Source organism: Deinococcus frigens DSM 12807 (assembly GCF_000701425.1).
Classification (GTDB): Bacteria; Deinococcota; Deinococci; order Deinococcales; family Deinococcaceae; genus Deinococcus; species Deinococcus frigens.
Genome location: NZ_JNIW01000003.1, coordinates 1 through 14003, shown reverse-complemented (window position 1 = coordinate 14003; position 14003 = coordinate 1). Strand labels below are relative to the sequence as shown.

Annotated in this window: 15 protein-coding genes; 9 read left to right on the top strand and 6 right to left on the bottom strand. The window is 63.6% G+C overall.

The features are described from left to right. Positions 1-138: 138 nt before the first annotated feature. From Q322_RS24740 to fdhF, 5 genes are all read right to left on the bottom strand, one after another. Positions 139-267 carry an MFS transporter small subunit gene (locus Q322_RS24740; protein WP_281173605.1) on the bottom strand — a complete coding sequence of 43 codons (129 nt, stop codon included), beginning with the start codon at positions 265-267 and terminating at the stop codon, positions 139-141. A gap of 18 nt (positions 268-285) precedes the next feature. Further along, positions 286-1707, bottom strand: coding sequence for an OFA family MFS transporter (locus Q322_RS0101645; protein WP_029475296.1), 1422 nt, complete (start codon positions 1705-1707; stop codon positions 286-288). Positions 1708-1899: 192 nt separating this feature from the next. Beyond that, a complete protein-coding gene (locus Q322_RS0101640) occupies positions 1900-2703 on the bottom strand; it encodes a formate dehydrogenase accessory sulfurtransferase FdhD (RefSeq protein ID WP_029475293.1) in 804 nt (267 codons plus the stop codon). A gap of 20 nt (positions 2704-2723) precedes the next feature. Then, positions 2724-3227 carry a helical membrane plugin domain-containing protein gene (locus tag Q322_RS0101635; RefSeq protein ID WP_029475291.1) on the bottom strand — a complete coding sequence of 168 codons (504 nt, stop codon included), beginning with the start codon at positions 3225-3227 and terminating at the stop codon, positions 2724-2726. Positions 3228-3285: 58 nt separating this feature from the next. After that, positions 3286-6357, bottom strand: a complete 3072-nt coding sequence (fdhF, locus tag Q322_RS0101630) for a formate dehydrogenase subunit alpha (RefSeq protein ID WP_029475289.1) — start codon at positions 6355-6357, stop codon at positions 3286-3288. Positions 6358-6506: 149 nt separating this feature from the next. Here fdhF and Q322_RS22980 point away from each other — a divergent pair, with 149 nt between their 5' ends. The 9 genes from Q322_RS22980 (at position 6507) to Q322_RS22110 (ending at position 13690) form a co-directional block, all read left to right on the top strand. Then, complete coding sequence (locus tag Q322_RS22980) at positions 6507-7103, top strand: hypothetical protein (protein ID WP_156952823.1); 597 nt, start codon at positions 6507-6509, stop codon at positions 7101-7103. 9 nt (positions 7104-7112) lie between these two features. Next, positions 7113-7697, top strand: coding sequence for a 3'-5' exonuclease (locus Q322_RS0101620; RefSeq protein ID WP_051667991.1), 585 nt, complete (start codon positions 7113-7115; stop codon positions 7695-7697). Positions 7698-7775: 78 nt separating this feature from the next. Beyond that, positions 7776-8267, top strand: a complete 492-nt coding sequence (locus tag Q322_RS0101615) for an OmpH/Skp family outer membrane protein (protein WP_029475283.1) — start codon at positions 7776-7778, stop codon at positions 8265-8267. Between the two features lie 94 nt (positions 8268-8361). Then, complete coding sequence (locus Q322_RS0101610; protein ID WP_029475280.1) at positions 8362-8835, top strand: OmpH/Skp family outer membrane protein; 474 nt, start codon at positions 8362-8364, stop codon at positions 8833-8835. A gap of 205 nt (positions 8836-9040) precedes the next feature. Then, positions 9041-11134 (top strand): 3-hydroxyacyl-CoA dehydrogenase NAD-binding domain-containing protein, encoded by a 2094-nt coding sequence (locus Q322_RS0101605; protein ID WP_029475279.1) that lies wholly within the window; start codon positions 9041-9043, stop codon positions 11132-11134. A 16-nt stretch (positions 11135-11150) separates the two neighbouring features. Next, complete coding sequence (locus Q322_RS22975) at positions 11151-11660, top strand: hypothetical protein (RefSeq protein ID WP_156952822.1); 510 nt, start codon at positions 11151-11153, stop codon at positions 11658-11660. 68 nt (positions 11661-11728) lie between these two features. After that, entirely contained in the window at positions 11729-11989 is a 261-nt protein-coding gene (locus Q322_RS22970; RefSeq protein ID WP_156952821.1) for a hypothetical protein, read from the top strand. A gap of 55 nt (positions 11990-12044) precedes the next feature. Continuing rightward, positions 12045-13226 (top strand): acetyl-CoA C-acyltransferase, encoded by a 1182-nt coding sequence (locus tag Q322_RS0101595; protein ID WP_029475277.1) that lies wholly within the window; start codon positions 12045-12047, stop codon positions 13224-13226. 17 nt (positions 13227-13243) lie between these two features. After that, a complete protein-coding gene (locus Q322_RS22110; protein ID WP_084147713.1) occupies positions 13244-13690 on the top strand; it encodes a GIY-YIG nuclease family protein in 447 nt (148 codons plus the stop codon). On the opposite strand, the gene Q322_RS0101590 is transcribed toward Q322_RS22110, so the two are convergent. Next, positions 13677-14003: hypothetical protein (locus Q322_RS0101590; protein ID WP_029475275.1), on the bottom strand; the 327-nt coding region annotated here is incomplete at its 5' end. The genes Q322_RS22110 and Q322_RS0101590 overlap by 14 nt on opposite strands.

Sequence of the window (14003 nt, the reverse complement as noted above, 5' to 3'; positions counted from 1 at the left end):
AAGCAGCAATGGCCTTGGATGGTTTCAGAGCCATTGCTCTCAAGCGGGGGCTGTCATTGCGGCTTGCGGTTAGTTCCTGAACACTCCACGCATCCCGCCTTAAGGTCATCATTTTTGCAACTGACGGAGCTGGACCTGCTATCCCTGAAAGAGCTGCGCCACCTTAATGAGGGTCTGCCACACGCCCCACACCAGGGGAATGCCGGGAACCAGCCACGCAAGATACGTCAGGGGAGAGGTCTGTTCGGCCTGTGTTCGGTGGGTCATGTCAGTCTCCTGGGGTGCTTAGTCATCGGCAGCGGATTGACCGGCAGGTGAACCCTGACCAGCCGGCGCGCTGGCCCAGTAGCGGCTGGCCACCGGACGGATCAGCAGGTTGGCGAGAAAGCCGACGATCAGCAGGCCCGCCATGATGTACATGACCGTCGAGTAGGCCTGCGCGGCGGGCACCCCGGCCTTGATCTGGCTGTCGCGAAAGCCGTTCACCAGGGTGGGGCCGACGATGGCTGCCGCGCTCCAGGCGAGCAGCAGCCGCCCGTGGATAGCGCCCACGTTCGCGGTGCCGAACAGGTCGCGCAGGTAAGCCGGAACGGTGGCAAAGCCGCCGCCGTACATGCTCAGGATGACGCAGAAGCCCGCCACGAACAGCACCAGGCTGGCCATGTTCCCGAACTGCGGAATCAGGAAGTACAGCACCGCACCCAGCGCGAAGAAGATCATGTAGGTGGGCTTGCGCCCGAGCCGGTCGCTGGTCGACGACCAGAAGAAGCGGCCCGCCATGTTAAAGATGCTGAGCAGTCCCACGAACCCGGCGGCGGCGGCGGCGGTCACGCCGTTGCCTGCCCCCAGGACCTTGTCACTGAACATCTCCTGGATCATGACGCTGGCCTGCCCGAGGACGCCGATCCCAGCGGTCACGTTCAGAAACAGCACGGCGAACAGCAGCCAGAACTGCGGGGTGCGGAAGGCCTGGTCCACCAGCACGTTGTGGTTGGAGATCATGCCGCCCGCCGCATTGACCTTTGGGACATACCCCGCCGGCACCCAGCCCTCGGCAGGGACACGGACCATGAACGCGCCGAAGACCATGAACAGAAAGTACACCGCGCCCATGATCAGGAAGGTCGAGCCGACGCCCAGCGTGCCGTCACCGATAAAGCGCGACATCAGCGCCGTTCCCAGCGGGCTGCCGATCAATGCGCCGCCGCCGAAGCCCATGATGGCCATCCCGGTGGCGAGTCCGGGGCGGTCCGGGAACCACTTGATCAGGGTGCTGACGGGGCTGATGTAGCCCAGCCCCAGACCGATCCCGCCGATCACGCCGTTACCCAGCAGCACCAGCCACAGCAGATGCAGTCTGACGCCCAGGGCCGCGACAAGGAAGCCGCCGCAGAACAGCAGGGCGCTGGCAAACATGGTTTTGCGCGGTCCCTCGCGCTCGACCCACTTGCCGAACAGCGCCGAACTCGCCCCCAGGAAGAACAGCGCCACGCTGAAGATCAGGCCCACCTGAAACAGGGACCAGTCGCCGGGCGCGCCCGCCTCGGCCTTGACGTCGCCGCTGATCAGCCGTGAGAGAGGTTTGTTAAAAACCGAATAGGCATAGATCTGCCCGATGCTCAGGTGAACAGCCAGCGCCGCTGGTGGCACGAGCCAGCGGCTCCAGCCCGGCCCGGCGACGGAATGTTCACGGTCCAAAAATCCCATAGAATCTCCTGCCCTCTTTTATGTGATGTGAAGCGATACTAGCGGGTGATCGGGCGGCTGTGTCAAACGCGCCAGCGATTCCCTCTTCATGAAGTGGAAACGGCTACAAATGCCCTGCTGGCTGCCGGGCCGTGGTCCAGAGACGACCACCCGCCGCGTCCCCGACGGAAGGTCTTGAGCAGCCCGTGCAGTTCAGCCGGAAGGTCCCGCCACCCGGTCTGCTCCCGCATACACCGTCAGCCGCCCTTCCCTGGTAAAGCCGCACAGCGTGACCCTGAAGGCGGCTGCCGTATCCACCGCGAGACTGGTGGCTGCCCCCACGGCCACAACCACCCCGATCCCGGCGGTCACGGCTTTCTGCACGATCTCGAAACCCGCCCGGCTGCTGACGACCAGCACGTGGTCCACCAGGGGCAGGCTGGCAATCTGGGAGCCGACCACCTTGTCCACGGCGTTGTGCCGACCGATATCCTCGTGGGCACAGACGAACGTACCCGCCGAGGTGAACAGCGCCGCGCCGTGCATCCCGCCGGTTTTGCCAAAGCCAGCCTGGGTTTCCCGGAGCCGCTCCGGCAGACCGGCCAGTAGGGCGGCGCGGGCCAGTCCAGCCGTCCACAGCGTGGCAGAGGCGCGGCTCAGGAGCTGCTCGACGCTCCCCGACCCGCACACCCCGCAGGCGCTTGACGACACGGCCAGCCTGGCCCCCGCCGCCAGCCGCGCGTGCTCGGGGGTGTGCAGGTGCCAGACGTTGGCGTTCTCTGGATCGGCGTCAAGCGTGAAGTGCTGCGGCCATAAGCCTTCGGAAACCAGCCACCCCAGCAGCAGCTCCCGGTCGTGGCCAGGAGTCCGCATCAGCACGCCCAGCGGCAGCTCGCGCCCAGGGGTGTGCAGGCGCAACTCCAGCGGTTCCTCGACCGCGACGGCGTCGTCACGGTGCGCCCACCCTTCATCCCGGTACAGCCAGGCGGGCAGGTGGACGACGCCCGCTGCATCCACCTGCCCGTCCGCTGGATCGTTCAGCGGCCTACCTCGGCCTGATTGGCGGTCTTCTCGGTCTCGCCGCTCGCCTCGCGCAGCGCGCGGCCCGCGCCCTTGAGGACCGCCATCAGCGCCCCCAGCGCCACCTGCACGTCCCGGTCTCTCAGCAGGCCCAGCAGCTCGCCCAGGCCGATGCCCTTCCCGGCGGCGACGTGGCGCGCTCCCTCGTTCACGCCGGTCGTCACGGCGCTGCCCAGGATGCTGACCTCACGCGGGTCGAGGGCTGCCAGCGTCTTGCCCAGCTCGGTAGCATTGCGCAGCAGGGTGGTGCCGCTTTCTCCGCCGCTGATGTGCAGCAGCGACGCGACCAGTCCCTCGCCGCCGCGCACGGTCTTGCCCAGCACGTCCAGCACACCGTGCTCGTGGAGCTGCCGCAGCAGGTACAGCCCCTCCTCGAGCGCGGCGGTCGAGTCCTCGACGCCCGAGTGCAGGCGTTCTTGCGGCGTCGGTTCGCGGGGCGTGAAATCAAGCGCTCTGGCCATGGCAACTCCTTGTGGTGAGAAACATCAGGTGGTGTCAAACATCAGGTGGTGGCAAACATCAGTCGTCCGCGCCCAGGGCGTCGGTCCGGGCATTGAGGCTATCGCCCAGCATCGGCAGAGCGCCGCCCGGGTAGACGTAATCGGGCCGCGACCACTTGCGCTCGACCTCCACACCCGTCTGGGGCGTGGGGTGCCCCCAGCGGAAGTTCCGGGCGGGCAGCGGGTTCTCACCCACCTCGCCGAGGATTTCCATGCGGACGCTGGTGTCTTTGTAGGCGGGCGTGTTGGTGATCGAGTCGCCCCCGGAACCCGTCAGGTGGTTCACGGCGTCCTCGGCTTTGCGGGCGTTCATGGGCACGTACAGCTCGTTGCCGCTGACCCGCCCAGTCACCAGGGCCTGAAGCCGGACCGCGCCGTGCGCGCTGATCAGCCGCACCCACTGCCCGCTCTGGATCTGCCGCTCGGCGGCCAGTTCACGGCTGACCTCCACAAAGGTGTCGGGCGCGCTCAGGGCGATGCCCTCCACCCGGAAGGTCATGTTGCCCTCGTGGAAGTGTTCGAGCATGCGCCCGGAGTTCAGGTGTAGGTCGAACTCGGCGTCCGGGGCCTCCTGGCGGGGACGGTACTCCCCGGCGTACAGGCGGGCCTTGCCGTCCGGGAAATGAAAGCGCTCGGTGTACAGCAGCGGCTGATCGGTTCCGTCCTCGGCGACCGGCCAGCACAGCGTCTTATAGCCTTCCAGGCGCTCATACGTCACGCCCGCGAAGAACGGCGTCAGGCGCGCGATCTCGGCCATGATCTCGGACGGGTGGGTGTAGCCCCAGCGGTGTCCCATGCGGTCGGCCACGCCCATGTAGATCTGCCAGTCGGGCTTGGTCCCCTCGAGGGGCGGCATGACCTCGTACAGGCGCTGGATGCGGCGCTCGGTATTCGTGAAGGTGCCCTCCTTTTCCAGCGACGCGGCGGCTGGAAAGACCACGTCCGCGTAACGCGCCGTGTTCGTGAAGTACAGGTCCTGCACCACTAAAAATTCCAGCGCCTCGAAACCCACTTGAAGATGGTTGGCGTTTGCGTCGGTGAGGCTCATCTCCTCGCCCGTAATCCACATGGCCTTGAGTTGCCCGTGGATGGCGGCGTCGAGCATCTGCGTGTTGTCCAGCCCGCGCTGGGCGCGCAGGGTCATGCCCCACTCGCGCTCATGGCGCTGCACGGTCAGCTCGTCGGTCACGGGCTGGTAGCCGCTGACCTGATCGGGCATGGCCCCCATGTCGGACGCGCCCTGCACGTTGTTATGCCCACGCAACGGGTACGCGCCGGTCCCCAGCCTGCCGTAGTTCCCGGTGATCAGCAGCAGGTTGGAGATCGCGGCGCTGGTATCGGTGCCGCCGCACTGCTGCGTGACGCCCATCGCCCACAGCACGCACACGCGCTCCTCGGCGGCGATCTGACGGGCCAGGGCCTCCAACGCCTCAGCGCTCAGGCCGGTTTCCCTCTCGGCGTACTCCAGCGTGAAGTCCCTGATCGACTCGCGGAACTCATCCAGGCCGTTCACGCGCTCTGCCAGGAAGGCTTTATCCTCCAGGCCGTTGTCGAGGATGAACTTGCTGATCGCGCCCAGCCACACGAAGTCCGTGCCGGGTTTGGGCCGCAGGAATTGATCGGCGCGCGTGGCGAGTTCATGTTCGCGGATGTCGAACACGACCACTTTGGTGCGCCCGAGCTTCTGCGCGCGCTTGACGCGGGTGGCGAGAACCGGGTGGCTCTCGGCGGTGTTGCTGCCCACCGTGATGATCAGGCTGGCATTCTCGATGTCCCTGATGGTGCCGCTGTCACCGCCGATCCCCACGGTCAGCCCCAGGCCCTTGGATGCCGGCGACTGGCAGTAGCGCGAGCAGTTGTCCACGTTGTTGGTGCCGATGACCTGCCGGGCGAACTTCTGTACCAGGAACGCTTCCTCGTTGCTGGCCTTGCTGCTCGCCACAAAGGCCAGCGCGTCCGGGCCGTGCTTGGCCCGGATCTCGGTGAAGCGGCGTGCCACGAAGTCCAGCGCCTCGTCCCAGGTCGCCTCGCGCCAGGCCTCGCCCTCGCGGATCAGGGGCGTGGTCAGGCGGTCGCCGGAATTCACGTAGTCCCAGCCAAATTTGCCCTTCACGCAGGTGCTGATGCCGTTGGCGTGGCCCAGCCCCGGCTCGACTTTCAGGATGTGCCGCTCGTCGGTCCAGACGTCGAAGGAACAGCCCACACCGCAGTACGTACAGACCGTCTTGGTTTTCTTGATGTAGCGGTCGCGCGCCGCCGACTCGATGTCCGAGACGTTCATGATCGGTTTCAGGCCCGCGCTGATCTCCACGCCCTTGACCACGTCGATGGCGGCGTCCCACACCGGCAGCGGAATGCCGGTGAACAGGCCCGCCTGCCCCAGCATGGACTTTTCCTGGAGGGCGTTGCACGGGCAGACCGTGACGCAGTGACCGCAGCTCACGCAGCTCGATTCGCCAATCGGCTTGCCGCCGTCCCACAGCACGCGCGGCTGCTCGGCCTCCCAGTCGATGCTCAGCGTCTCGTTGACCTGCACGTTCTGGCAGGCTTCCACGCAGCGCCCGCACAGGATGCACTGGTCCGGGTCATAGCGGTAAAAGGGGTTGGTCTCGTCCTTGGCGTAGCCCTTGGGCTGGAAGGGCCGGGTCTGGTGGTCGATGCCCAGCACGCCCAGCGTGTTGTGCACGGTGCAGTTGCCGTTGTTGTTGTCGCAGACCGTGCAGTACAGGTCATGGTTCGCCACGATCCGGTCATAGGCGTCCCGCTGGGCTGCGCGCGCCGCGACCGTCTGCGTCCGCACCACCATGCCCGCTGCTACCCTTGTGCCGCAGGCCCGTCCGAGCTGTCCGTCGATCTCCACCGAGCAGGTGTCGCAGGTCTGGATCGGCCCCAGTTGCGGGTGGTAGCAGACCTGGGCCAGCGTGATCTGCGCGCGGTTGATGGCGTCCACCAGGGGTTCGCCCGTGAAGGCCGTGAACGCGGCACCGTCGATTTGAATGTCTACACTTGGCCCAGTGGCCAGACGGGTCGGCCCCACCGTGGAACGGAGATGGGCGTCGTTGGAAACGGGTAGGTGGTCCGTTTGCTGCATGCTTGAATGCCTCCCTGAATTGCCTTTGGCCCCCGAAGTATAGGAGCCGCCGAGTCACAGAAGATGGACCCCCGGTTAGGAAAGACGGCGGCGTGCGATGGTGTCTGCGGCGCTGTTCCCGGCGGTGCGTGGGCGGCAGAATACGGGTGATGCCCGGTCCCGCCCTGCTGACGCCGCCCAACACCGATCTGCCCGCGCCAAATGCCACCGCCGCCGAATTGACCCGGCTGGCCCACAGCGCCGCGTCGCCCAGAGTTCTGGAGGCCGTGGCCCGCCACCCCAATACACCGGTCACGGTGCTGGGCGAGCTGGCCGCGCGTTATCCGGAAGCGGTGCTGGACAATCCCGCGTTGCCGCTGCTGCGGCTGGCACACGGGCAGCAGATCAGAACGTGGCCTGGGCTGGCCGTCTCCCGGCTGGCGGCGGTGGACGCGGCCCCGGAGTGGGTGCAGGACCTGGCGATGCGCCACCCCGAACCGCAGGCCCGCTGGGCGGTGGCAGGCCGCGCTCGCCTGAGCCAGGAGCGGCTCAGGCAGTTGGCCGGGCGGGGTGAATGGCAACTGCGCGCGGCGGTGGCGCAACATCCGGACCTGAGCGCCGAACTGATCGCGCAACTGTCTGCCGACGCCGAGTACAGCGTGCGCCTCGCCCTGTCGGCCCGGCCTGATTTGCTGCCCGAAGTGCTGAGCCGTCTGCGAACAGACCCGCACCCGCTGATCCGCCGCCGCCTACAGATGGGGCGCTAGGCTTCTCCCATGTCCATCACCCTGCGTCAGCCGATCATCTTTCTGGACGTGGAAACCGGGGGCCGTGACCCGGCCCGTCACCCGCTGCTGACGGTGGGGGCCGTGACGCTGGGCGAGGAAGGCCAGATTTCGCGGCCCATTCATCTACTGGTCAGGCACCCTGAATACTGCGTGGAGCCGGGTGCGTTGAAAGTGACGGGTATTGATCTGCTGGAACATGACCGCGCCGCACAGCCGCCGGAGGAGGTGGCCACTGCCCTGCGCGAGTACGCCGCCGGGCCAGGCCGCGTGATGCTGGGCGGGCATAACTTTGGCTTTGATCTGCGCTTTCTGCGCCCACTGCTGCCCGATCTCCGCAAGGTGTTCCGGAGCAGTTATGTGGACACCAAGCTGACCGCCCAGTTCCTGATCCACGCCGGAGTGCTGCCCCACGGGGTGGGCACGCCGCTGGCGCAACTGGCCGAGCATTTTGGCATCGAGTACACCGCCCACCACGCGCTGGAGGACGCCACCGCGACGGCCAAGGTGTATGTGGAGTTGCTGCGGCTGGTGGGGGCCGGAGCCGGGGCCTCCCCTGACCCGTCCGGTGGCTGACGGCGGCCTGACAGCGCATGTGAAGCGGCTGTGAAGGACTTCATTCCGCTCAGGAAACAGCGTGCTAGTTTTCGTTCCATGAAGATTACTGCCAGAGCTTTGGCCCCTGTCGCCATCGTCGCCGCTTTCGGACTGGGCACCCTTGCCCCGCACGCCCAGACCCCCGCCCAGAAAATTGGTTTCGTGAATGTGGCCACCCTGCTGGCGGCCCATCCCAACGACAAGGACATCAAGGCCATTCAGACCAAGGCCGACGCCGAGATCACTCCGCTGGACAAGCAGGTCAAGGCCATCGACGCCAAGGGGGCCAGCGCCACCGCCGCCGACAAGCAGCAGCGCGACACCCTGGTCAAGACCATCCAGGCCAAGGCCGCCGACTACGACAAGCAGATCGATCCCAAGATCACGGCGGTCGAGAAGGCTGTGGACACCGCCGTGGGCGCGATTGCCAAGTCCAACGGTTACGCGGTGGTCATGGACCGCGACGTGGCCGCCAAGAGCGGTCTGGTGATCTACGCCGATCCCAGCACCGACGTCACCGCCGCCGCCGTCAAGGCCCTGAAGCCCTGATTCTGCCGCTCAGGCTGGGAGGATGCCCCGCATGCCCCAGCGCGGGGCTTTTTCATGCCCCCTGAGGCAAGCTTGCAAGTCGGAGGTTGGTTCCATGAATAGATTCCTGATTCTTTTTCCGCTGGCGCTGCTGGCCACGGTGCCGCAGGCCCAGTCGGCCAAGAACCGACTCGGCCTGGTCGACGTGCAGGCCGCCGTCAGGGCGCTACCCGCCAGCAAGGCGTACCTGGACCTCACGGCCCGTGTGGACGCGGACCTGAAGACCAAGCGAGGCAAGATCGACGATCTGGCGGCCAGGGCCGGGGCCACCGGCAGCGCGGCGGACCGCAAGGCGCTGCTGGACGCCCAGCAGGCATACAACACCGCCCAGAGCGGCTACGGTGGGCGCATTGCCACAGCCTTCCAGCCGCTGGCCGCCAAGGTCAACGCGGCGGTGGCCCAGGTCGCCAGGGCCAACGGCTACAGCGTGGTCATGGACCAGCGCGTGGCCGCCCAGAACCGCCTGGTCATCTATGCCAACACCAGCACCACGGACCTGACCGCCGCCGTGATCAAGGCCCTGAAGTAGTTTTCGCCCTCTTCTGGTCTTGAACCAAAGGCACGTCTCGGACGTGCTTTTTTTGTTGCCGTCCTCGCCCTGTCCCCAGCAGAGTGAACGCGCACGTCAACTCTGAACGTTGACGTATTTGACCGCAGGCGGGCGGCATGGAAGCATGGACGCCTCAGCACCGCGCACAATTTAAGACCAGGCACAACTCAAGGAGGCTCCAAACATGACCAGCGCGCAAGCAGAAATGGTTCAACAGTCCCGTGACGGTGAGATTTTAATTCTGACTATCAACAATCCGCCCGTTAACGCCTTCTCACCCGGCGTCCCGGAAGGTCTGAAAGCCGGGCTGGACGTTGCGGCGGCAGACGATGGCGTGAAGGCCGTGGTGATCATCGGCGGCGGGCGCACCTTCGTGGCCGGGGCCGACATCAAGACCTTTGGCCGCCCGCGCGAGGAAGCCCCCGACTTGCGCGGCACCATTGAGAAGCTGGACGCCTTTGGCAAGCCCACCGTCGCCGCCATTCACGGCACGGCGCTGGGCGGCGGTCTGGAACTGGCGATGGGTTGCTCGTACCGCGTGGCCGTCAAAGAGGCGCAGGTGGGCCTCCCCGAAGTCAAGCTGGGCGTGCTGCCGGGCGCGGGCGGCACGCAACGCCTGCCCCGCGTGGTGGGCGCACAGAAAGCCCTGGAAATGATGCTGTCCGGCAACCCGATCAAGGCGGGCGAGGCGCAGAAGCTGGGCCTGATCGATGAGATTGTGGACGGCGATCTGCTGGCCGGAGCGGTGGCCTTTGCCCGCAGCCACGCCGACGCCCGCCCGCTGCCGCGCATTAGCGAGAAGGGCGTAGAAGGCGGCACCCCCGAAGTCTTCGCCGACGCCCGCGACGCCATCAAGAAATCGCACCGGGGCCAGCTCTCGCCCTCGCTGATTGTTGATCTGGCGGAAATGGCCGCGAATAAACCCTTCCAGGAAGGCTGGGACGCCGAATCCGGCAAATTTATGGAGGCCATGAACAGCCCGCAGTCGCGCGGATTGCGCCACATCTTCTTCGCCGAGCGCGAGGCGGGCAAGATTCCCGGTATTGACAAATCCACGCCCACCACCGAGATCAGGGCAGCCGGGATCATCGGCGCGGGGACGATGGGCGGCGGCATCGCCATGAATTTCCTGAACGCTGGAATTCCCGTAACCATCGTAGAGACCCAGCAGGACGCGCTGGACCGTGGCCTGGGCGTGATCCGCAAGAACTACGAGAACACCGCCAAAAAGGGCCGCATCAGCATGGAGGACGTGGAAAAACGCATGTCCATGCTGACGCCCACGCTGGACATGGGTGATCTGAAAGACGCCGACATCATCATTGAAGCGGTCTTTGAGAACATGAACGTGAAGAAGGAAATCTTCACCAAACTGGACGGCATTGCAAAACAGGGCGCGATTCTCGCCAGCAACACCTCCACGCTGGACGTGAACGAGATTGCCAGCGTCACCAAGCGCCCGGAAAGCGTGATCGGGCTGCACTTCTTCAGCCCGGCCAACGTGATGAAGCTGCTGGAAATCGTGCGGGCTGACAAGACCTCAGATTCGGTGCTAGCGACAAGCATGGCGCTGGCGAAGAAGATCAAGAAAGTGGGCGTGGTGGTAGGCGTCTGCGACGGCTTCGTGGGCAACCGCATGGTTCACCGCTACGGCGACGAGGGCCGCAAACTGGTGGAGGAAGGTGCGAACCCGCAGGACGTGGACGCCGCCATGAACGCGCTGGGCCTGCCGATGGGGCCGTTCCAGATGGGCGATATGGCGGGCCTGGACATCGGCTACGCCATCCGCCAGCATCAGGCGAAGGTGGCCGGGCAGCCCAAGCCGGACGGCTGGATTGACCGGATCGTGGAGACGGGCCGCAAGGGTCAGAAAACCGCTGCGGGCGTCTACGACTACGGCGAGGACCGCAAGCCCAAACCCAACGCCGAGATGACCCAACTGATTGCCGATTACCGCCAGGAGAAGGGCATCACGCCGCGCGAGATCAGCCAGGACGAGGCCACCAAACGCCTGACCTACAGCCTGGTCAACGAGGGCGCGAAGATTCTGGAGGAAGGCATTGCCCAGCGGGCGGGCGACATTGACGTGATCTACATCTACGGCTACGGCTTTCCCGCCTACCGGGGCGGCCCCATGCAGTACGCCGATGAGCAGGGCCTGGCAAGCGTGGTGGCCGACTTGAAACAGTACGGCCAGACGCCCGCGCCCCTGCTTCAGAAGCTGGCCGATGAGGGTGGGACGTTTGGGGGCTGGGATAAGGCGAAGGGGAGAAGCTGAGGCTCAAGGACTTGTCATGCAGTCTTCTGAAGCACAGCTACAATTTTTATCGGCTATGCGGAACGCAAAGTTTGGTTTATTCAGGATTCAAACTGGGTTGACTGAAATTCGAAAAATGCTAGGCAGTTATGCACAGAATCTGGAAATCGAAGCTGGTGAGATCATCGCTTCTCTGGATGGAGTCATTTTCTACTTCAGTGATGAAGACAAAACGGTCCTTGAAATTGTAAAAATTCCCCATCAGGTGGAACCTAAAGTACAGTGGTTTCGACAAGTGAACTTAGGCTGGTTTGGTTGGGCAAGTCTTCAATCGCTTAAAGATATTTCTGAGCTTCTGGCTCAATCTGAAATTGAGCATAAACTCGCCATCTACACTGATGGATCACAGGCAATCATTCGAGCGAAAGGCTCGTCCACCATAAAAATGGTCTATGGCCAAGGAGGAGAACTGGTAGAAGTAACCAACGGTTTCTATTGGATGGAGTCTATAGACCAGATTAGGGAGCTGCGAACGATAGATGTTTAACATGTCTTTGTAAACTTTGGTGTCGATAAATATTTGCAGTAGTTATCGTCTGAGTCGGGGGGGCGTGAATGCACTTAACCATCATCAATAGCGGTAAACGGAATTGGAACGCCCTCGTTCCTGAATTGCATTGCATCGTCACTGCGCCTGACCGTGAGGAGCTGCTCAAGCTGGTTAGCGAAAGTATCGCCGTTGCCTTGGAGGGCGTTCCAATCACTGCCCCCAAAATCCGTTCAGTCACGGAGCTTAGCCCTGGCTTGAAAGGCGAGTTAGACGGGTCTGAAGAAATTGTTTTTCTTAAACCCGCGTCTCTGAACCCTAGTTTCTGATTTTCCCCCACGACTAATAACCTAAGTCCCACAACCTTCTATAGGAGTCACACACATGCCCGAAGCAGTCATCGTTTCCACCGCCCGCACACCCATCGGCAAAGCCTACCGGGGCTTCCTCAACGACACGCACGGTTCTGATCTGGGCGCACACGCCGTCACGCACGCCGTTCAGCGGGCCGGAATTGACCCCGCCGAGATTGAGGACGTGATCATGGGCGCGGGCAACCCCGAAGGCGCGACGGGCAGCAACATTGCCCGCCAGATCGCCCTGCGTGCCGGATTTCCGGTCAGCGTGGCGGGTGTGACCGTCAACCGCTTCTGCTCCAGCGGCCTGAACACCATTGCGCTGGCGGCCAACCACGTCATGGCCGGACAGGGCGAGATCTTCGTGGCGGGCGGTCTGGAAAGCATTTCGCTGACCCAGAACGAACACGCCAACACCTTCCATCTGCGCGGCGAGTGGCTGATGGAGCACAAGCCCGCCATCTACATGCCCATGCTGCAAACGGCGGAAGTCGTGTCCCAGCGCTACGGCATCTCGCGTGAGGCGCAGGACGAGTACGCATTGACCAGCCAGCAGCGCACGGCGGCGGCGCAGGAAGCCGGGAAGTTTGACCACGAAATCGTCCCCATGACCGCCACGATGAAGGTGCAGGACAAGGCGACGGGCGAAATCTCCGAGCAGGAAGTGACGCGCAAGCTGGACGAGGGCAACCGCCCGGAAACCACGCTGGAGGGCCTCCAGAAACTCAAGCCCGTCATTGAGGGCGGCGTGATCACGGCGGGCAACGCCTCGCAACTGTCGGACGGCGCGGCGGCGGTGGTGGTCATGGACGCGGATATGGCCCGCGAGCGCGGCCTGCAACCGCTCGGGCTGTTCAAGGGCTTTGCTGTGGCCGGATGCGAACCCGACGAGATGGGCATTGGCCCGATTTACGCCGTGCCGAGGCTCCTGAAACGCCACGGCCTCACCGTGGACGACATTGATCTGTGGGAGCTGAACGAGGCGTTCGCCGTGCAGGCGCTGTACTGCCGGGACCAACTGGGCATTGATCCGGAGAAGTACAACGTCAACGGCGGCAGCATCTCTATTGGCCACCCCTACGGCATGAGCGGCGCACGCCTGACCGGCCACATTCTGCTGGAAGGCAAACGCCGGGGTGCGAAGCATGTGGTGGTGACCATGTGCGTGGGCGGCGGCATGGGCGCGGCGGGGTTGTTTGAAGTGCTGTAAACGAGGAGTCAAAGCTGATGTATTTATATGCCATACAGAAAGCTAATCGTTCTGGGAACATCAAGGTTGGTTATACCAAAGATGTAAATAAACGGCGTAATTATTTGGAGAGGAAGACGGGAGAGAGACTGGAGATAATTCACTACAGACTTGCTCCATACCCGAGATACGCTGAAAACTATGTTCACGAGCAGTTCAGTGGGGCGCGCAAGCTGGGTGAGTGGTTTGACCTTGGAGAGTCTGTAGATCAAATGAATTTATTATTCAGTATTATGGATTATGCGGTGGATTTAGTTGACCCTAGTCCAAGGAAGCTGAGTGAAGGCTCTGTTACTGAAGATGCCATCAGAGAAACAATCCTAGCTAGAGTGTCTGAAAGATCTGTTTCGGTCTTGGATATCTCCAGAGAGACTAAAATTTCTCAAAATAAAATTAAGCTGATTACCCCGTTTAGGGCTTGGTGAGATTGTGGGCAATGACGGCCAGGACGACGCGCAACCGCAATGAGGCCAGCGTTTTGGTCTGAACAGACCGAATCCCCTCAGCAACAAGTTGCGAGAACACCGTTTCAATGCGTTTTCGTAATTTCGGATGGCGGTCTGGCCGCCATCCGGTGTCGTATCGGGAGTTGACTTTGGGCGGGTAGATGTAGCCCACGCAGCAGTACCCCTTGTCGCCCACGATTTTTGGCCCGTCGAAGTCGGGCCATCGGCGGTTGAGCTCGTAACTCACCGTGGTGTCGTGCAGATTGGCGGGCCTGATCAGATACTGCGCGAT

Excerpts from the sequence above, each read along its gene's own strand:
- Q322_RS24740 (WP_281173605.1), bottom strand. The coding sequence starts at position 267 with ATGACCCACCGAACACAGGCCGAACAGACCTCTCCCCTGACGTATCTT.
- Q322_RS0101645 (WP_029475296.1), bottom strand. The coding sequence starts at position 1,707 with ATGGGATTTTTGGACCGTGAACATTCCGTCGCCGGGCCGGGCTGGAGC.
- Q322_RS0101635 (WP_029475291.1), bottom strand. The coding sequence starts at position 3,227 with ATGGCCAGAGCGCTTGATTTCACGCCCCGCGAACCGACGCCGCAAGAA.
- fdhF (WP_029475289.1), bottom strand. The coding sequence starts at position 6,357 with ATGCAGCAAACGGACCACCTACCCGTTTCCAACGACGCCCATCTCCGT.
- Q322_RS22980 (WP_156952823.1), top strand. The coding sequence starts at position 6,507 with ATGCCCGGTCCCGCCCTGCTGACGCCGCCCAACACCGATCTGCCCGCG.
- Q322_RS0101620 (WP_051667991.1), top strand. The coding sequence starts at position 7,113 with ATGTCCATCACCCTGCGTCAGCCGATCATCTTTCTGGACGTGGAAACC.
- Q322_RS0101615 (WP_029475283.1), top strand. The coding sequence starts at position 7,776 with ATGAAGATTACTGCCAGAGCTTTGGCCCCTGTCGCCATCGTCGCCGCT.
- Q322_RS0101610 (WP_029475280.1), top strand. The coding sequence starts at position 8,362 with ATGAATAGATTCCTGATTCTTTTTCCGCTGGCGCTGCTGGCCACGGTG.
- Q322_RS0101605 (WP_029475279.1), top strand. The coding sequence starts at position 9,041 with ATGACCAGCGCGCAAGCAGAAATGGTTCAACAGTCCCGTGACGGTGAG.
- Q322_RS22975 (WP_156952822.1), top strand. The coding sequence starts at position 11,151 with ATGCAGTCTTCTGAAGCACAGCTACAATTTTTATCGGCTATGCGGAAC.
- Q322_RS22970 (WP_156952821.1), top strand. The coding sequence starts at position 11,729 with ATGCACTTAACCATCATCAATAGCGGTAAACGGAATTGGAACGCCCTC.
- Q322_RS0101595 (WP_029475277.1), top strand. The coding sequence starts at position 12,045 with ATGCCCGAAGCAGTCATCGTTTCCACCGCCCGCACACCCATCGGCAAA.
- Q322_RS22110 (WP_084147713.1), top strand. The coding sequence starts at position 13,244 with ATGTATTTATATGCCATACAGAAAGCTAATCGTTCTGGGAACATCAAG.